The organism is Exiguobacterium sp. s122, assembly GCF_018618475.1.
In the GTDB taxonomy this organism is placed as follows: domain Bacteria; phylum Bacillota; class Bacilli; order Exiguobacteriales; family Exiguobacteriaceae; genus Exiguobacterium; species Exiguobacterium himgiriensis.
Genome location: NZ_JACSMD010000001.1, coordinates 1215769 through 1232556 on the forward strand (window position 1 = coordinate 1215769; position 16788 = coordinate 1232556).

19 protein-coding genes and 1 other RNA gene are annotated in these 16788 nt (G+C 53.3%); 12 read left to right on the top strand and 8 right to left on the bottom strand.

Translation table 11 applies throughout. The annotated features are described in order from the left end of the window. Positions 1–100 precede the first annotated feature (100 nt). Positions 101–511 (top strand): hypothetical protein, encoded by a 411-nt coding sequence (locus KNP92_RS06260; protein ID WP_214838662.1) that lies wholly within the window; start codon positions 101–103, stop codon positions 509–511. 32 nt (positions 512–543) lie between these two features. Here the strand turns inward: KNP92_RS06260 and KNP92_RS06265 are convergent, their stop codons facing one another. From KNP92_RS06265 to KNP92_RS06285, 5 genes are all read right to left on the bottom strand, one after another. After that, positions 544–1179 carry an ABC transporter ATP-binding protein gene (locus KNP92_RS06265; protein WP_214838664.1) on the bottom strand — a complete coding sequence of 212 codons (636 nt, stop codon included), beginning with the start codon at positions 1177–1179 and terminating at the stop codon, positions 544–546. After that, complete coding sequence (locus tag KNP92_RS06270; RefSeq protein WP_214838665.1) at positions 1176–2180, bottom strand: ABC transporter permease; 1005 nt, start codon at positions 2178–2180, stop codon at positions 1176–1178. The genes KNP92_RS06265 and KNP92_RS06270 overlap by 4 nt, the downstream gene beginning before the upstream one ends. Positions 2181–2245: 65 nt before the next feature. After that, positions 2246–3598: a sensor histidine kinase gene (locus tag KNP92_RS06275; protein WP_214838667.1), complete on the bottom strand. Its 1353-nt coding sequence runs from the start codon at positions 3596–3598 to the stop codon at positions 2246–2248. Next, positions 3595–4260: a response regulator transcription factor gene (locus tag KNP92_RS06280; RefSeq protein ID WP_214838669.1), complete on the bottom strand. Its 666-nt coding sequence runs from the start codon at positions 4258–4260 to the stop codon at positions 3595–3597. The genes KNP92_RS06275 and KNP92_RS06280 overlap by 4 nt, the downstream gene beginning before the upstream one ends. A gap of 62 nt (positions 4261–4322) precedes the next feature. Then, on the bottom strand, positions 4323–5210 hold the full coding sequence (locus KNP92_RS06285; protein WP_214838671.1) for a hypothetical protein: 888 nt from the start codon (positions 5208–5210) through the stop codon (positions 4323–4325). 171 nt (positions 5211–5381) lie between these two features. Between KNP92_RS06285 and KNP92_RS06290 the strand changes: the two genes are divergently transcribed. Together KNP92_RS06290 and KNP92_RS06295 are read left to right on the top strand one after the other, a co-directional pair. After that, complete coding sequence (locus tag KNP92_RS06290) at positions 5382–5789, top strand: hypothetical protein (RefSeq protein WP_214838673.1); 408 nt, start codon at positions 5382–5384, stop codon at positions 5787–5789. Positions 5790–5893: 104 nt separating this feature from the next. Continuing rightward, on the top strand, positions 5894–7348 hold the full coding sequence (locus KNP92_RS06295; protein ID WP_251136412.1) for a S8 family peptidase: 1455 nt from the start codon (positions 5894–5896) through the stop codon (positions 7346–7348). A 50-nt stretch (positions 7349–7398) separates the two neighbouring features. Here the strand turns inward: KNP92_RS06295 and KNP92_RS06300 are convergent, their stop codons facing one another. Next, positions 7399–7803 (bottom strand): hypothetical protein, encoded by a 405-nt coding sequence (locus KNP92_RS06300; protein ID WP_214838677.1) that lies wholly within the window; start codon positions 7801–7803, stop codon positions 7399–7401. A gap of 121 nt (positions 7804–7924) precedes the next feature. On the opposite strand from KNP92_RS06300, the gene rnpB reads away from it, so the two are divergent. Both rnpB and KNP92_RS06310 read left to right on the top strand, forming a co-directional pair. Further along, positions 7925–8292, top strand: an RNA gene (gene rnpB, locus KNP92_RS06305) — RNase P RNA component class B. A gap of 107 nt (positions 8293–8399) precedes the next feature. Then, entirely contained in the window at positions 8400–9566 is a 1167-nt protein-coding gene (locus KNP92_RS06310; RefSeq protein WP_214838679.1) for a THUMP domain-containing class I SAM-dependent RNA methyltransferase, read from the top strand. A 61-nt stretch (positions 9567–9627) separates the two neighbouring features. On the opposite strand, the gene KNP92_RS06315 is transcribed toward KNP92_RS06310, so the two are convergent. Continuing rightward, complete coding sequence (locus KNP92_RS06315) at positions 9628–10212, bottom strand: TetR/AcrR family transcriptional regulator (protein ID WP_214838681.1); 585 nt, start codon at positions 10210–10212, stop codon at positions 9628–9630. A 128-nt stretch (positions 10213–10340) separates the two neighbouring features. On the opposite strand from KNP92_RS06315, the gene KNP92_RS06320 reads away from it, so the two are divergent. Continuing rightward, the gene (locus KNP92_RS06320; RefSeq protein WP_214838683.1) at positions 10341–11126 is read left to right on the top strand and encodes an SDR family NAD(P)-dependent oxidoreductase; all 786 of its coding nucleotides are present in this window, start codon (positions 10341–10343) and stop codon (positions 11124–11126) included. 57 nt (positions 11127–11183) lie between these two features. Here KNP92_RS06320 and KNP92_RS06325 read toward each other — a convergent pair whose 3' ends face one another. Beyond that, on the bottom strand, positions 11184–12056 hold the full coding sequence (locus tag KNP92_RS06325) for a DNA/RNA non-specific endonuclease (RefSeq protein WP_214838690.1): 873 nt from the start codon (positions 12054–12056) through the stop codon (positions 11184–11186). A gap of 200 nt (positions 12057–12256) precedes the next feature. On the opposite strand from KNP92_RS06325, the gene KNP92_RS06330 reads away from it, so the two are divergent. The 6 genes from KNP92_RS06330 to KNP92_RS06355 all read left to right on the top strand — a co-directional run bounded on the left by KNP92_RS06330 (position 12257) and on the right by KNP92_RS06355 (position 16754). Beyond that, the gene (locus KNP92_RS06330; protein WP_214838692.1) at positions 12257–12439 is read left to right on the top strand and encodes a hypothetical protein; all 183 of its coding nucleotides are present in this window, start codon (positions 12257–12259) and stop codon (positions 12437–12439) included. Between the two features lie 64 nt (positions 12440–12503). Then, positions 12504–13412: a Gfo/Idh/MocA family protein gene (locus KNP92_RS06335; protein ID WP_214838695.1), complete on the top strand. Its 909-nt coding sequence runs from the start codon at positions 12504–12506 to the stop codon at positions 13410–13412. 77 nt (positions 13413–13489) lie between these two features. After that, the gene (locus KNP92_RS06340) at positions 13490–14887 is read left to right on the top strand and encodes an alanine/glycine:cation symporter family protein (RefSeq protein ID WP_251136512.1); all 1398 of its coding nucleotides are present in this window, start codon (positions 13490–13492) and stop codon (positions 14885–14887) included. Between the two features lie 104 nt (positions 14888–14991). Continuing rightward, positions 14992–15813, top strand: coding sequence for a YihY/virulence factor BrkB family protein (locus tag KNP92_RS06345; protein WP_214838699.1), 822 nt, complete (start codon positions 14992–14994; stop codon positions 15811–15813). Between the two features lie 85 nt (positions 15814–15898). Further along, positions 15899–16447, top strand: coding sequence for a hypothetical protein (locus KNP92_RS06350; RefSeq protein WP_251136413.1), 549 nt, complete (start codon positions 15899–15901; stop codon positions 16445–16447). Between the two features lie 13 nt (positions 16448–16460). After that, a complete protein-coding gene (locus KNP92_RS06355) occupies positions 16461–16754 on the top strand; it encodes a hypothetical protein (RefSeq protein WP_214838703.1) in 294 nt (97 codons plus the stop codon). The last annotated feature ends 34 nt before the right edge of the window (positions 16755–16788 follow it).

The window sequence follows — 16788 nt, forward strand, 5'->3', positions numbered from 1 at the left end:
ATACGAGACGATTCCCTCAATCGATTCTTCAACAAACGGCCGTTGCATCGTTCTTCGCCCCAGACTATGCTCGTGTGGTAGATGAAAAGGGGGACTTCATGTGACGCGTGAGGCGATAGATCGCTGGATTCAAGCTTGTGTAGCAGGGCAGACGCATTATGTGACCGAAGAAGGGATTTCAATCCAGCAACGGGGGAGGCGGGCGACGAGGCATTTATCGCCCGTGCTTGACGCCTTGATGGAGCAATATGCCGAGGCAACTCGTGACTTGCACGTTTCCGTTCACGCGCTCGCCGTCGAAACAGGGGTTCGGCCGGAAGAAGTTATGCGTGCACTCCTCGCTTTAACGGACGTGTACCTCGTTTCGCACCACGTCGAAGAACGGTTACTCACGATTCACCATATGAAGATTGATTCGTCCCGAAAGCTATCCGTGCACGTGACGTTCAGCGCGTGGTTGACGTATCATCTCGAGAGAATCCGCAACGCTCGGCCTCAGGTCGGGTCATAACGAAAGGGAGTGGCGACGAAGCCACTCCCTTTCTATATAGCGATCAACTGCCCGTCACGCAGACGGAGGACACGATCGCACACGTCGAGCATGCGCTCATCATGCGTGATGACGAGGACGCGTTTGTTCCGATTATGAGCCGCATCGGCTAGACGTTCCATGACGAGACGACCATTCACGAAGTCGAGGCTCGCCGTCGGTTCGTCGGCCAAGATGAGCTGTGGGTCATTGATCAGGGCTCGGGCGACGGCGACCCGTTGCCGCTCTCCACCAGAGAGCCGTTCTGGCAGCTCGGTGACGCGATGCCGTAATCCGAGGTCCGTCAACAATCCTATCGCGTCGCCTTCGGTCTCGCTCTCGCCTTGGACGAGTTCGAGCTGTTCGCGCACCGTCAAATACGGGACGAGGTGGGCGTCTTGAAACACGAAACCGATTTCGTTCAATCGTAATTTTCGCCGAGCTTCCTCGTCGAGAGTAAACACGTCGACCGAATCGAAGAACAGACTGCCCGCATTAGGACGTTTTAATAGACCAAGTATTTGAAGCAACGTACTTTTTCCGCTGCCGCTCGGTCCGATGATGCCGATACACTCACCTGGGGCGACGCTTAAGTCGACTCCAGATAAAATCGGCTGTTCATAGGCGTGATATATACCACTTAATTTCATTTGATGCGACCTCCTAATGCGTCGGCAGCGTCGAGCCGACGAAGTGTCTGTAACGGTAACACGGTTCCGAGAACCGAGATGATGACGAACAGTGCACTATAAAGCGTCATGTTCGTCAACTCGAACTTGAATCGGACCGTGTCCGGAACGATTTGCGTTGCCAATAAAGTGACGAACGTCGCGACCAAGCTCGCCATGACGACGGTGACGAGCACTTGGGAAATGAGCGCGACACCGATTGTCTGGGAACGAATCCCGATCGCTTTCAATATGCCGAGCTGCGGCAGTTTTTGTAACGTCACCATGTAGAAGAACGCGGTCAAAATGAACGCCCCGATGACGAGAAGAAACGCGCGCATCATCGTGAACGTACCTTGTTCGGCGGAATAACCGGGTACGGATTCGATGATGTCTTGTTTTGAGTATTTCGTTAGAGGCGGGTCGCCGTCGCCGAGCCAGGCCGAGACGTAGGACGGACCACCCGCAGCTTTCTGATAAGCGTTCCACGTCTCCATCGTCGTCCAGACGACAGGGCCGTGGCTGAATCGTCCGTCCGTCACCCCGGTGATCGTGAAGCGGTATCCGCTCGCAAAGTCCTCGACGGTATCCCCAATCGCATACGTCTCTAAAAAACTTGGGTCTACGAGGACTTCCCCGACGGAAAGATTGAGGGCAGGTCCAATCGTCGAGTCTTTCGGTAAGGCGAACAGCGTCGCGTCCTGTTTCGATCCTTTCACGAATGTGAGTGGTTTTACAGCGAGCGGGGTCATCGCCGCGTTAGGCGTGCCTTCGATGAACGAGCGCGTCAGTTGCCCGTCCGCGTCTGCTGTGAGGTGGAACGTGTCGACGTCGAGTTCACGCACAGTCGCCCCGTTATCGTAGGCGAGTCCGTCCGCTAGACCGGTGATGAGCGTCGTCAACAAGACGATGGCGAGCGTGATGAATAAGATGAGCCCGAACTGTCGGCGCTTTCGCCACATTTCTTTTAATCCGAGTGTCATAAAAAAGCCTCCTTCATGTCGATGAAGGAAGCATAACGAACGAATATGAACAGAAGATGAACAAGTCACAACTGTATCGTAAACGTCGTCCCTGAGCCGAGCGTGGAGTCGACGTGAATCGTGCCACCGTGCAAGGCGACGATGTCATGGACGATTGAGAGACCGAGCCCGGTCCCGGCCGCGCCTCGGGAAACGTCACCTTGGAAGAAACGTTCGAACAGACGTGCTTTCGTCGCCTCATCCATCCCATCTCCCTCGTCTGAGACCGTGATCGTGACACGTTCGTCTCGTCTCAACTGGACACGGATCGTACTGCCTTCGTCTGAGGCATGAATCGCGTTTTGGAGCAAGTTCGCCCACACTTGAGCGAGTAAAATCGGGTCGCCTTTTACGGTGATGTCGTCGAGGTCGGTGACGACGGCAATCCCTTTTCGGTCGAGTTGGAACGAGAGACCGCGTACCGCGTCTTCGATTGACGGGGCAAGCGGGACGTCTTGGTCAAGCGAGAGGTTCGCCTCATCGAGACGGGCAAGGAGAAGTAGTTGATGCGTCAACGCCGACAACCGCGTCGTCTCAGCACGAACGATTTTTGCATATTGTTGTGTTTCCCCCTCGGTCGAATCGACGAGCGTCGAGGCGTAGCCAGAAAGGGACGTGAGCGGGGTCTGAAACTCGTGCGAGACGTTCGAGACGAAACGTCGTCTCGCTTGTTCAGACGTCTCAATCGTCCGCGCCATGTCATCGAAGCGGCGAGCGAGAATCCCAATCTCATCGGCACGTTCGAGCGGCAAGTCACGTGGCCGCTTTCTCGATGCGACCGATGCTGTCGCGTCCGTCAACGCTTTTACGGGCTTGATGATGGAACGCGTCGCGACCGCAATCAAGAGAAAAGCCAAACCGGTCAGCAGGGCGAAAAACAAGCCGACAAAGAGATGCAGTTCGCGAATTTGGGCCGATAAGTCCGGTCGCATGAACACGGCATCGACCCCGTCTATGCCTTCAAGCGGAAACCCGTACGTGTTGACGACTTCGTTGTCAAACAAGCCGAGTAGAAACAAATGGAACGGATAATCGCGCATCCCTTCATACACCGCGCCGTTCCGCACCGAGGCGACGATCTGGTCGTCAATCGACTCATCTCGGAAAGTACCGCCGTAACGTACGACGCGACCATCGGCTTTGACGACGTAAAGCTGGTACCCGGTTCGGGCAAGGAGCGTATAGAAGGCGGACTCGTCCTGGTCTGTATGATTCGAGAAGTATCCGATTGCCGTGCTCGCCGTCTCACTCGTCTTCTCACTATAGGACGGTTGCCACCACGTGTAATAAGCGAAATTACTGACGAGAAGGGCGATCGCCCCGGAGAGAAGTAAAATCATGAACACGATGAGGACGATTCGTGTATAGAGGGTTTTCATGGGGTCACCTCGAACGTATAGCCGACCCCACGTACCGTCCGAATCGTGACTCGGTCGTTTACTAAACGGGTCCGAAGCCGTTTAATATGGACATCGATTGTCCGGTCGTCCCCGTCGAAGTCAAGTCCCCATACGTGTTCAATCAATTCTTCGCGGCTGAACACACGGCTCGGGAACGCGGCGAGTTGATAGAGGAGCTCGAACTCGCGTTTCGGCAGATGGATCGTCTCGCCGGATAACGTCACGCGATAATCGCGCAAATCAAGCGAGAGCGGACCGACATGGATGAATGTCGCTGCCGTCAGCTCATACCGTTTCGCGATCGCCTGCAAGCGGAACAACAGTTCATCCGGAATGAACGGTTTCGTCATGTAATCGTCGGCGCCGTGTTCAAAGCCGCTACGTTTGTCGTCCCATTCACCGAGCGCGGTCAATAAAATAATGGGAATGTCGAGTGTCGCCTTCATCCGGCGACATAGCTCTCGACCGTCCATCCCCGGAAGCAACACATCGATGACGGCCGCGTCCGGTGGGTCCGTCATGAACGCTTCTTCCGCAGAAATCGGGTTCGTGGCGAGTGTCGTCACGTGCCCGGCGCGACGAAGCGTCTCGTCGACTAAATGAAGGATTTGTTCGTCGTCTTCCACAATCATTACATGCATCGGTCTCGTCCTTTCTATCCGTACGAAAAACGGCAGCGACGTTTGCCGTTGCCGTTAAGAAATTACGTTGTTGTTAAGTTGCTGTGAAGGGCACGCATCGCCCGTAATAAGGCATCCTTGAAGTATTTGTCTTCTTGCGTCTCAATCGTCTCGATGGCCGTCTTGTCACCGGTGCTCGCCTTGACGAGCAAGTTGATGAAGGCCCCCCAGCGCTTCACATGCTCGGGTTTCGGATGGTTCATCGCCGTCGTCAACGTGAACCAGTACGGTTTGTCTCGGCGTTGCAACGTCGCGATGACTTGTTTCGCCATCTTCGCCTCGTCCTCGGACGGAAGCGTCGCCGTGGCGAACCAACCGAGCAAGGAAGCGCTCATCGATTCAAGCGCCTGTCGCATCTCCGGCTCGATTTCTTGGCGACCGAAATCGGTCAAGTTGACGAAGACGAGACGGTCTTTCAAGTCCATGTGGGTGATCCAGCCGCTCGCTGACTTCAGTTTCTCTTTGTCTTTCGATTGGGCCTTGAACGTATAGCCGTTTTGTTTGCCGATATAGATCCGGAACTGGCCACGGTCGACGTGTTTGTCGATTTTAAACTCGACATCTTGTCCGACTTGGTACGGTTGATTTTTTTTATTTAGCGTCTGTCCTTTTTTCAACTCGGGTCGTCGAACGATGTAACGGAGTGCCTCTTGTTCGGTCCGATCGTCGAGCGTCCACAGGTTATGGGGTGTCACATTTTTGAACCGGTGGCGCCGGACGTAAATGTATTGGTCGAGTGCCTCGATTGCGTCAGCGACCGTACGTTTTCCGGCTAAGTAATCGTCTGCGATATCGCGAAGGGTCAGCGACTCGAGACGGTCGATGTGTCCATTATATGGAACGGTGCCAATCACGAATAGAGCTGTCGCAATCAGTTCACTTTCTCGTGGGGTCAAGGGACGTTTGGCCATGATGCACTTCCTCTCTACGGTCATATACGTCTAGTATAACAAAAACCGTTTTCCTCATGTGAATGGAATGAACCAAATGGAAAATTTGTACAGGCTGACAGGAATTCGGCTCAATCTTCCGAATATTTGTTAAGATAGAGTGAATAAGGGATGTAGAGACGAGGTGATGAGATGAAGCTGTCGATTGAGTCTGGCGACTATATCGTCTTGATTGAGATCAATAAAGAAGTGTTGAAGTGCACGTCACTCGAAGAGGCGACGTTTGCGGAACGGGACCGCTATGAACTCGTCGGCCGGATGAGCGAACGGCTTCCTGCCGAGGTGATCGTCCCGTCTGTCATCGACTATATCCGCTTCGGTAGCGGGTATATCGGAGACAAAATCATCTGGAACAGCGAGACGGAGTCTTTCTTCTGTCAACAGTTCGAGACGATTGATGGTTCGCCTCTCGGTGAAGACTTAGAAGGGTTCAGTCCGGATCCGTACCGGACGGAGCTCGCTCGTTACTATACGTATTTGACGATCGGAAAAATTGTCGAGTTCGACATGGAGCATCCCGAAGAGCCCGACTATTGGTGAAGACGTGAAAAATGTCATACTCTTTTTTTGTGAAAAAAGGGAAATCACATCGGAAATTTGAGATAATGGTCTCATCATGTGCATTGTGAATGGAGCGTAGGGCGATGAAAAAAATAATCTTAGTGACGGCGTTGGCATTGCTCGTCCCGACGACGGCCGGGGCTAATAAACCGGTCATCCTTGAGAAACATGGATACGTCGTCGCAGAGCCGCGCGTCGGCAACCAATATTACATCAAACAAACCGGAACCGACTTGACGTGGAACACGACACGCGGATCGAGTGACATTGTCGTCGCGCTCATCGATTCGTCGGCCGACCGTAGCCATAAAGAGTTGCTGAACGTCCCACGCGTCGTCAATTCGATGAAAGGGCCATATAGCCTCGACTATCATGGTACCCATACGGCCGGAATCATGTCAGGTCTACACAACAAGTATGGTATCGCCGGCCTTGCCCCGAACGTTCGCTATCATTTTTATAACGTGTTTTACGGAAAAAATTCTGAGTTCACCGATTCTTGGACGGTAGCGAAAGCCGTCGATACGGCCGTGGTGAAGGGCGCATCCATCATCAACTTGTCGCTCGGTGGACAAGACTATGACCGAGTACTGGCCGATTCGATTAAACGGGCCCGGGCGAAAGGCGTCGTCATCGTCGCCTCTTCGGGAAATGACGGGGCGACGAAAGTCTCGTTCCCGGCCAACATGAAAGAAGTCATCGCTGTCGGAGCGGTGGATTCGAGACATCGACTCGCCGCGTTCTCGAACATGGACAGCCAAGTCAAAGTCGTTGCACCGGGAGTGAACGTCTTATCGCTCGGCTTGAAGAACAGTTTCATCTATATGGACGGGACGTCGATGGCCGCGCCGATGGTGACGTCGGGGATCGCGCTCGTCAAATCGGTCAATCCGTTCCTGACCCCGACTGACGTCGACGGCTTGATTCAAAAGATGCCGCGTGTGAGCGGGAAGTCATACACGGAACTGAACACGAAGCGGTTGCTCGATGCGACCCCGCGCCCGGTAACCCTATCAGCGCCGGCGACGTTGACGAATCGATACGTTCAAGAAGCGAAACTGAGCGTGATGAACCGTCCGAACTTGAAGACGACGTACACGCTCTATCAAGGGACGCGCAAACTGAAGACGCTCCCGGCGAACGGCGGGGCATTCACGATGTATGCTGGCGGGGACTGGTTGCCGAGCGGACAGTATCGGCTCACGGCCGTCGTGACGGACGGCAAGTATAAACGGGCGTCAAGCCGCAACGTCACGTATGTCAATCCGGTCAAAACGAGTGTGACGGTGAAGGCGGCCGACGAGGCGACGTTCTCGGTCACGACGACGCGGAAAGGGACGGTGACGATTCTCGACGCGAGCGGCAAGACGGTGTATGAGGCGCTCCACGTCCCGGGCACGTTCCCGGTCCGAGGCGATACGGCCGCGAAGTTGACGGTCGTCTTGAAACCGACCGATCTCACCGAACGCATCGTCTCGACGACGTTCACGCCGGCACCACAGCCAGAAGAACCAACGGAAACGATTGAAGAAACATAAAAAACCACCATCAGGTTCGATTCGTCGCACTTGATGGTGGTTTTATATAGTTAATCGATGGTAATGGCCTCACCAATCCAACGAATGCTCGCTTCTAGCACGTTCCCGTTGTCATCGATATGTTCAAAACTTAACTTGCCGTCGGCGATGATGTCGCACAAGCCGGCGCGGACGAGGTCGCTCCAAGCACGACGTGTCTGAATCGATGCGTCATACATCGGAATCGATTCAGGGAAACGTTCATGGAGATGGGCCAAGTTGTGATGATCGAAGTGGTACGGCCGTTTTGACAATTCATTCGGTGCTTTGATGTCAAACGGCTCGAACCCTTGGACGAGTCGATTCTTACGATAGAAGGCGAAGACGCCGTTGTTCAGGTGGAGCGCTTTAATGTCATCGATCTCAATCACATAGGTCAGCCGTTGAATCCAACCGTTCTTTGCATCTTGACGCATCAAAATCCCTCCTTGTTCAATGGAACACGCCTTATTTTAGCGCTGACGGCCATGAAAATCAAGTTCAGGTTGTCGGTTGTCAACGAGACGTTTATCGGCTACAATGATTGAGGTGACTATGAGGTCTGGACAATCGCGGGGCGCAAGCTTTGAGGAAAGTCCATGCTCGCACAGCCTGTGATGGCTGTAGTGATCGTGCTACACGAAACGATAAGTGTAGGCAACGCAAGTTGACGGCAGAAGAAGCACCTAAGTCCTCGGATATGGTGCAAGCTTCTTGAAAGTGCCACAGTGACGGAGTCTGTCCGGAAACGGTCAGAGTGGAACGAGGTAAACCCCACGAGCGAGAAACCCAAACTATGGTAGGGGAACTTCCTGACTGGAATCGAACGGGACGGAAGGCGCCAAGCGGCGCAGATAGATGATTGTCACTCCATCGTGCCAGGGAGACCGCTACGAGCACCGGAGTACAGAACATGGCTTACAGGGCAGCATAGTCTCTTATTAAACATCGACCAGGAGTTCAAGCAATCCTACTTGAGCTCCTTTTTACATGACCATTTTAGGAGTAACACTTATAGAAAGTAGGGGATAATATGGCAAAACGAAAACTGATTGCCACTGCAGCGATGGGCATTGAAGCGCTCGTCGCCAAAGAAGTGCGCGACCTCGGCTACACGTGTGAAGTCGAGAACGGACGCGTCTATATTGATGCCGAGATGGAGGACATCCCACGTTTGAACCTATGGCTCCGGACGGCAGATCGCGTCAAGCTCGTTGTCGCCGAGTTCAAGGCGACGACGTTCACGGAACTGTTCGACGGCGTCGTCGAATTGCCATGGACGGATCTCATGCCGTGGGACGCTCGCTTCATCGTCGACGGCCGCTCGGTCAAGTCGAAATTGTTCTCGATTCGTGACTGTCAGAAAATCACGGAAAAGGCGATTGTCGACGCGATGCAACGCGGGTATAACAAGCCGGGCGAGTGGCTCCCGAAAACGGGTGCGTACTATCCGATTGAAGTCGCCTTGTTGAAAGACGTGGCGACAATCACGATCGACACGTCAGGGGATGCGCTTCACCGTCGTGGCTACCGTGAGCTCCACTCACAGGCGCCGCTCAAAGAGACGATGGCCGCGGCGATGATTCAGCTGACGAACTGGAAGCCGGACATGCCGTTCTATGACGTCTTCACCGGTTCCGGGACGCTCGCGATTGAAGCGGCGCTCATCGGGCGCAATATCGCACCTGGCCTCAACCGTGAGTTCTGCTCACAAGACTGGCCGTGCGTGCCGAAGAAAGCCTGGTACGAGGCGATCAACGAGGCGAACGAGAAAGCCGAGTGGGACAAACCGCTCAAAATTTACGGCATCGACCTCGACCCACGCATGGTCAAGCTCGCCAAAGACAACGCCGAACTTGCCGACGTTCGTGACGCCATCACGTTCGTCCATAGTGATGCGGCCGCGTTGAAGCCGAAAGAAGAATACGGCGTCATCATCGGGAACCCGCCGTACGGGGAGCGGTTGCAGACGGAAGAAGAGATTATCGATCTGTATGAACGGATTGGACAACAGTTCGCCAAGTATCCGGGCTATAGTGTCTACATGTTGACGAGCTATGAGGACTTTGAGAAGGCGTACGGTCGTCCGGCGACGAAACGACGCAAGCTCTATAACGGAAATATCGAGACACAATACTACCAGTTCTTCGGCAAACGTCCACCGAGACGTCCGGTCGAGCCGACAACAGAAGGTAAATAAAAAACCGCTTCGTGAGCGGTTTAAGGTCGTAGACGGACGTCTGCGGCCTTTTTGTGTTGGCTTAGCTAAAATAAAGCTGTAACATCGACTCGACCCAGGCAAGGTCGTCACCGTCGTATACGAGATTTTCGTTCGCAATCAATAACGCCATCCCGTGGACCGTGCTCCACATGAGGACGGTCTTGTCTGGATAGTCAGACGTGTCGGTCGACGTCGTAGCCAAATAGTTAACGGCACTCGTGTGAAATACATTGAATGCCTCGACCGAGGAGTCGATGTCCGTTGCCCCGATTTTGATGGGGACGGCTTGATCGGAAGAGAAGATAAAGAACCGGTATGCGGGATGCTCGATGAGAAATTGAACATAACAGACGCCCATCTTAACGATTTGCGCTTTCGGGTCGTCTGTTTCCGTCACCGCCTTCTTGAGCGCGGTCGAGAAAGCGTTCCACACCATCTGCCCAATCGCTTGAACTAGATCGTCCTTGCTCGTAAAATGCCGATAGGGCGCCGCGTGGCTCACCCCGCAACGTTCGGCGACTTTTCGAATCGATAGCCCGTCGACACCGGCTTCGTTGATTAACGAAAGTCCTTCATCGATCAACTTTTGACGAAGCTCGCCGTGATGATACGTTTTCTGCTTCATGCGATCCCTCATTTCGTGTTCGTCTGTCTCACCATTATAAAAGAAAAATGTTGACGGTGTAAACATGAGGTCTTAATCTAAACGTAAGTAATGTTTACGTCGTCAACATTAAAGGAGGAGCGAATGGGATGAAGCAGACAGCACTCATCACGGGGGCATCGAGTGGAATCGGGCTCGAGCTGGCACACGTGTTCGCGAGCAACGGATACGATTTGATTATCGTGGCCCGTCGCGAGAATCGATTACAGGATTTGAAAGCATCGATTGAATCGAAACATCCGGTCACGGTCACACCGATTCCGCTCGATTTGTCTTTACCGGAGAACGCCGCCGCGCTATATGCTGAGACGACGCGGAGTGGACGGCACGTCGATGTGTTGGTTAACAACGCCGGATTCGGCGATTATGGAGATTTTATCGAGACGGATGTGCAAAAGAATCATGACATGTTACAAGTGAACATCGTCACATTGACGACATTGACGCGTCTTTATACGCCGGCGATGCTCGAGCGTCGACGAGGAGGGGTGATCAATCTGGCCTCGATCGTCGCCTTTCAGCCTGGTCCGTTGATGGCGGTCTATTATGCGTCGAAGAAGGCGTACGTGCTCTCCTTCACCGAGGCGTTGGCTTCCGAATTTGCCGGTAGCGGCGTCACCGTGACCGCGCTCTGCCCCGGACCGACAGATACCGGGTTTGCCGACGTCACCGGTCTCGAGAAGTCGGTCCTGTTCGAGCGATTCCGACCCGTCCCGGCGAAAGACGTGGCCGCGTTCGGCTACCGTTCGTGGGTGCGGGGGAAAGTCGTCGCGATTTACGGCTTGCCGAACAAGTCGCTCGTCTTCGGAGAACGGTTCTTGCCACGTGGCGTCACCTCGAATTTGATGAAATGGATGCAAAAGAAAGCGGTCTGACGCGACAAAAAAGACGCCCTTCTAATGAGAAAGGGCGTCTTTTGAAGCCAGATGATGTCATTCGCCGACCATACCGTCATTGTCATTGTCTCGCATATACGGATAGAGCCAATGGTCGCGGGTGATCGGCATCGTGAACCCGGCGTCTTTCGCTTCTTGAATCGTCACTTGTCCGTTGCCGTTCTTGTCGACGGCCGTGAGGTCACCTTCGTCAGCGGGTAGGCTCGTGTCTGACGACGGTTCGGTCAGACCAAGTGAGGCGTTCACGTCGTCTGGGTTGACGTTGTCGAACGTGTCGACGATGACGTTTCCGTTCAGCGTATACGTGTATTGATAGCGAGACGGGATTTGCGTCACGGTGTCCGGATATGAAATGAGCGCCTCGAAGTCGGTGACGCCCCCGGCATTACGAATGATTGTCTCCATATAGGCCTGGTCGCCATGACGGTTGAGCGTACTGTTCTGTGGGGTGATGTTATAGGCGTTCGAGACACCTCCGAGCGAGTCGGCGATGACATGTCCTTCATCAAGGTCGCTTTGTTCGGTCCCGGGAACTTTTGCCTCGTCCGCATAATAGCGTCCCGAGGCGTTGACGCCCTCCGTGGCATCGTCTTGTAAAATAATCTCATCGGCGATGACGCGCACGAGTTGGCCATATTCGTTCGTGAATGCCCAATAGGTGCGGTCGCCATAGCCGATATCGACGACGACGTTCGCTCTCCGTTGACCGGATAAATCGCCGCCATCGACTTCGATTAGCTCGAACCCTTCGAAGCGGTCGGACGAATCGGTTCGCTCGACGGATGTCGGTTCGACGGGACTTGCCTCCGTCTCGTTAGGCGCCTGCGTGACAGAGTCTGTCTCGGACGTGCAGCCGGTTATGAGCAAAAGAATGAGTGGAACTGCGAATAACAAACGAAAAAGTTTCATATGTACTCTCCTGATTTTTGGCATACTCATCTAGTTTAGGAATGTTCAACGTGTTTGACAAGAACTTCGATTCATCTTAATTAAAGACGCGCAATGTGCCGGGACACCGCCGAACCATGTTACAATCAAAACGTCGACGCGTTTCAATCATTTCCATACAGGCTATACATACGTATACATCGTTTGAGAGGAGACGAGTTATGCAGACATATACTGTCGAATATGCGTTTCAAGACAAAGAACGGACGACACGGACGTGCGAGGTCCAACTCGACCGCACGCCGGATTTGAACGATAATGAGCAATTGGCCCAAATGTATCAGATTGTATCGGATGCGATTCGCAAGCCGATCACGAGCTTTGAAATATTGGCAATCCGCTGAAACATCGGCCCCGGGCACACGCCTTGGGGTTTTGTTCAGTTCACGGGATAGGAGTGAAGGAAAAATGAAAGTAGTCGTTGTAGGGTTAGGGGACGTCGCAAAGAAAGCGTATTTACCGGTATACGCCGGACTCGATGGCGTGGAGGTGCATCTCGTCTCTCGTGATCAAGAGAAGGCCGAGCAGCTCGTTGCACAATATCGGTTCGCCGGGCATTCCCGTTCGCTTGAGGCGGCACCGCTCGAAGAGGCGGACGCCGTATTGATTCACTCGACGACGGCCGCCCACGTCGAGCAAGTGGCGTATGCGCTCAATCAGGGACGGCATGTGTTCATCGACAAGCCGGTCACGTTCACATTAAAGGAAACGGCACGTCTCGTGCGGCTCGCGGAGTCGAACGGTGTCGAACTCGTCACCGGATTCAACCGTCGCTTCGCCACGGCAACGAGAGCGCTACAAGAAGTCGAGTCGAAGAACATGGTGCTCATTCAAAAGAATCGGATTTACCAGCCTTCGACGCTCCGAGAGTTCATCGTCGAGGACTTCGTCCATGTCGTTGACACACTCCGGTATTTGACGGGGCGCCAGCCGATCGAGGCTCTCACGGTCCGACCACGGTTCGAGGGCGACATTTTGAAACAAGTGCAAATCCAGTTCACAGCCGGCGGGATTGAGGCGATCGGCATTATGAACCGGGATAACGGCTGTACGGAAGAAGTGATGGAAGTGATGTCACCTAACCTGAAGCGCGTCTCTCGTGACGTCGAGCGGGTGTATGACTATACCGCAAGCGGTTCGCTCGAACGGGCGTTGAATCCGTGGGAGTCGAATCTTGCCCGGCGCGGGTTTACAGCGATGATTGATGCGTTCTTGAAACTGATTGCCGGAGAACAGAACGACTCGGTATTAGGGAAAGACAGCTTAGAGACGCACGCGATCTGTGAACGAATCGTCGAGGCCGTCTCCGATTGCTGATTCGTTTCCCCCTGTAAGAGAGCGGGTAAGGACTTCGTAAAGAGGAGGGATGAAACGTGGACTTTCAAGAGATTGTCATGCAGGCGAACGATTTGCTATGGACATATGTCCTTATATTTGTGTTGATTGCCGGTGGGATTTTCTTCACAATCCGGATGGGGTTCGTGCAGTTCCGGATGCTACCGGAGATGTTCAAACTGTTGTTTGTCAAAGGGATGAAGCATGAGAAAGGTCAAGTGTCTTCGTTCCAGGCGTTCGCCATCGGTACAGCTGCCCGGGTCGGGACAGGGAATATCGCCGGTGTCTCGACAGCCATCGCGCTCGGGGGACCGGGGGCGGTCTTTTGGATGTGGCTGATCGCGTTGATCGGTTCGGCCTCGGCGTTCGTCGAGAGCACGCTCGCCCAAGTGTACAAAGTGCATGACGGGAAGGCGTGGCGCGGGGGACCGGCGTATTATATCGAACGCGCGCTCGGCCAGCGGTGGCTCGGCATCGTCTTCGCAATCTTAATTACATTTTCATTCGGATTCGCGTTCAACTCCGTTCAAGCGAATACCATCGCCTTGTCCGTCAACAACGTCTTTGACATTGACACTGTATGGGTAGGTCTCATCCTTGCAGTCGTGACAGGCATTGTCATCTTCGGGGGGATTCGTTCGATCTCGACACTGTCCGGGATTATCGTCCCGATCATGGCCGGAGGCTATATCCTCTTGGCACTCTGGGTCGTACTGACGAACCTCGATGTCGTACCGGCCGTCTTCTCGGCCATCTTCTCTGAAGGCGTGTTCGGTTTCCAACAGTTGTTCGGCGGTGCGATCGGAGCGGCCGTCCTGCAAGGGATTCGTCGGGGACTATTCTCGAACGAGGCTGGGATGGGCTCAGCTCCGAACGCCGCCGCGACGGCCGAGGTCAGTCACCCGGTGAAACAAGGACTGATTCAATCGCTCAGCGTTTTCGTCGATACGCTATTCATCTGTACGGCGACAGCGATGATTGTGTTGATTTCAGGCGTACCGGGATCAGCAGAGCTGCAAGGAATCGAGCTCGCGCAAGAGGCGTTGTTGACGGAAATCGGCCCGGTCGCCACATCGCTCATGACGATTGCGATTCTCTTATTCGCCTTCAGTTCGATTTTGGCCAACTACTATTATGGCGAGACGAACATCGAATTTATCTCAGAACGGAAAATTTATCTCGTCATTTATCGAATCGCCGTCGTCGGGATGGTCATGTTCGGCGCCGTGCGATCGGCCGGACTCGTCTGGTCGATTGCCGACATCTTCATGGGTATGATGGCGCTCGTCAACATGTACGCCATCTTCCGACTCAGTAATGTCGCCAAGGTGTTGCTCGATGACTACGTCGCGCAGAAGCGGGCCGGGAAAGACCCTCACTTCAGGCGGGATGACGTCGACTTACCGGGCAAAGAGCACGTTGAGGCGTGGGAGTCGAAGCAAGAACAAATCAGTTGATACGAAGCAAGGGCCAGTCATCGGTCCTTGCTTTCACTCCATTCCAAATATTTTATTTCAATTACCGTTTTTTTTTTAAACCATTAAAGAAAAGAGTTAGAATCATGCTACACACATTCAAAATTGTATTCAAGCGCTTTTTTGTAGAGCGCTTCTTCGATCAGGCGGCCATGCTTGCCTATTATTTCATCTTATCGACCTTTCCTTTCCTACTGTTCGTCCTTGGCATCGTCGGGCTCTTGCCGTTCACGAGCGGGGACGTGATTGAGGCGCTCGCCCTCGTCATGCCGGAGACAAGCTTTGAGCTGTTAGAAGGAAACATTGAGTCAATCTTTGACGACTCAAGGCTCGGACTCGCCTCTTTCAGTATTTTGCCTGCACTCTGGATTTCTTCGATGGCGGTACAGTCACTCGTCCGTTCGTTAAATGATGCCTATCGCTTAATTCGGAATAAATCGTTCTTGCGGGGTGCGCTCCAAGATATCGCTGTCACACTCGCGCTCATGTTCGTGCTCCCGTTCTCGCTTGTCATCCCGGTCGTCGAGGCGGCGCTCCGTGAAGTGTCGACTCACATCATCTTCATTGAGGATATTGTCGCCACGTATGCGCAGATATGGTTTTATTTCCGCTGGATTGTCGGGTCGCTCGTCTTGTTCAGTGTGTTCTTGCTCGTTTATAAATGGTTGCCGAGTCACCGCGGGACGATTCGTGACAGTTGGGGTGGGGCCGCGTTCGCCACAATCGGCATCTTGACAGTTTCGAACGTGTTCAGCTACTATTCACAGTATGCGAACTATGAGCGTTTTTACGGCCAGCTTGGGGCGTTCATCGTCCTTCTCATTTGGTTTTATTTGGCCGCTTCCGTCATCTTGATTGGTGGGCTGCTCAATGCGACGCTCATTGAACGAAAAGAAAAATCCGGGTAACGTGCAATTGCAAGTTAGCATTCCTCGATACGGGGAATGGTATTCTTAAGATCGCATCTTTTAATCGGAGGTGGGAAACATGGATATGCAACGGCTCGTACACAATCGTCGTTTCATCGATCAATCATTGTTTTACCTCGCCTTACAATTATGGAAGTGGATCATGCTACTGCCGGTTTTGTTCTATCTAGACGTTTCCATGCGCGTCGCCCCGTTTTCCCAATATGTGATGGTCAGCCTTTTGCTCTATGTCGCGTTCCGTGTCATCCAGTACGTCATCGCGAGCCGGGCTTCCTTGATGGAGCTGCTCGAGTTCGGATATGGCGTCTTGTCACTCGTGCTCGTGACGTCACTGCTGATTGAAGTATCGGCTTCTCCGACGGCCATCGCGTTCCTCGCCGCCGTCTTTCTTGTCCACCCGACACTTGCCTTGCATCATTACCGTGACTTCACGGAACGGAAATGGCTGAATAAACAGTTTCGCCTGTTCAGCCCGATGCTCAAGCAAGGTGAGGTCCCGGTCCACGTGCTCGTCTTGACCGAGGACGAGATTGTCATCACGGCAGAGAGTGGGAAGGAGTTCACGTATCGGCATATTTATTGGGGCGGATTCTATTTTGAAAATGTCTCTTAAGGTGGTTGTTTGATTGGAAAATGTCATTGTCATCAGTTTTTGGATCGTCGCGTTTCTCGCGTTCTTTAAAGGAGCATACGACATGTTTCGAGAGTATCGGACGACGAAACAGCGCTCGGTCCTTTACTTTTTGATCGTCTTGATTTTGACTTGGTTTTGGTTCAATCCGTACGAACTGACGGCGCTACATCCGTTCGTTCTGATGGCATACTATTGGAACCGGAACCGGATGCTTCGAAACGTCATGCTCGTCCTTGTAATCGTCCCGTTCCTCATCCGTGTCTGGTTACTCGCTACAAACATGTAACCGACATAATAAAAAAGCTCGTCCCGATAGTAAA

Excerpts from the sequence above, each read along its gene's own strand:
- KNP92_RS06265 (WP_214838664.1), bottom strand. The coding sequence starts at position 1,179 with ATGAAATTAAGTGGTATATATCACGCCTATGAACAGCCGATTTTATCT.
- KNP92_RS06270 (WP_214838665.1), bottom strand. The coding sequence starts at position 2,180 with ATGACACTCGGATTAAAAGAAATGTGGCGAAAGCGCCGACAGTTCGGG.
- KNP92_RS06275 (WP_214838667.1), bottom strand. The coding sequence starts at position 3,598 with ATGAAAACCCTCTATACACGAATCGTCCTCATCGTGTTCATGATTTTA.
- KNP92_RS06280 (WP_214838669.1), bottom strand. The coding sequence starts at position 4,260 with ATGCATGTAATGATTGTGGAAGACGACGAACAAATCCTTCATTTAGTC.
- KNP92_RS06285 (WP_214838671.1), bottom strand. The coding sequence starts at position 5,210 with ATGGCCAAACGTCCCTTGACCCCACGAGAAAGTGAACTGATTGCGACA.
- KNP92_RS06290 (WP_214838673.1), top strand. The coding sequence starts at position 5,382 with ATGAAGCTGTCGATTGAGTCTGGCGACTATATCGTCTTGATTGAGATC.
- KNP92_RS06295 (WP_251136412.1), top strand. The coding sequence starts at position 5,894 with ATGAAAAAAATAATCTTAGTGACGGCGTTGGCATTGCTCGTCCCGACG.
- KNP92_RS06300 (WP_214838677.1), bottom strand. The coding sequence starts at position 7,803 with ATGCGTCAAGATGCAAAGAACGGTTGGATTCAACGGCTGACCTATGTG.
- KNP92_RS06310 (WP_214838679.1), top strand. The coding sequence starts at position 8,400 with ATGGCAAAACGAAAACTGATTGCCACTGCAGCGATGGGCATTGAAGCG.
- KNP92_RS06315 (WP_214838681.1), bottom strand. The coding sequence starts at position 10,212 with ATGAAGCAGAAAACGTATCATCACGGCGAGCTTCGTCAAAAGTTGATC.
- KNP92_RS06320 (WP_214838683.1), top strand. The coding sequence starts at position 10,341 with ATGAAGCAGACAGCACTCATCACGGGGGCATCGAGTGGAATCGGGCTC.
- KNP92_RS06325 (WP_214838690.1), bottom strand. The coding sequence starts at position 12,056 with ATGAAACTTTTTCGTTTGTTATTCGCAGTTCCACTCATTCTTTTGCTC.
- KNP92_RS06330 (WP_214838692.1), top strand. The coding sequence starts at position 12,257 with ATGCAGACATATACTGTCGAATATGCGTTTCAAGACAAAGAACGGACG.
- KNP92_RS06335 (WP_214838695.1), top strand. The coding sequence starts at position 12,504 with ATGAAAGTAGTCGTTGTAGGGTTAGGGGACGTCGCAAAGAAAGCGTAT.
- KNP92_RS06340 (WP_251136512.1), top strand. The coding sequence starts at position 13,490 with ATGCAGGCGAACGATTTGCTATGGACATATGTCCTTATATTTGTGTTG.
- KNP92_RS06345 (WP_214838699.1), top strand. The coding sequence starts at position 14,992 with ATGCTACACACATTCAAAATTGTATTCAAGCGCTTTTTTGTAGAGCGC.
- KNP92_RS06350 (WP_251136413.1), top strand. The coding sequence starts at position 15,899 with ATGCAACGGCTCGTACACAATCGTCGTTTCATCGATCAATCATTGTTT.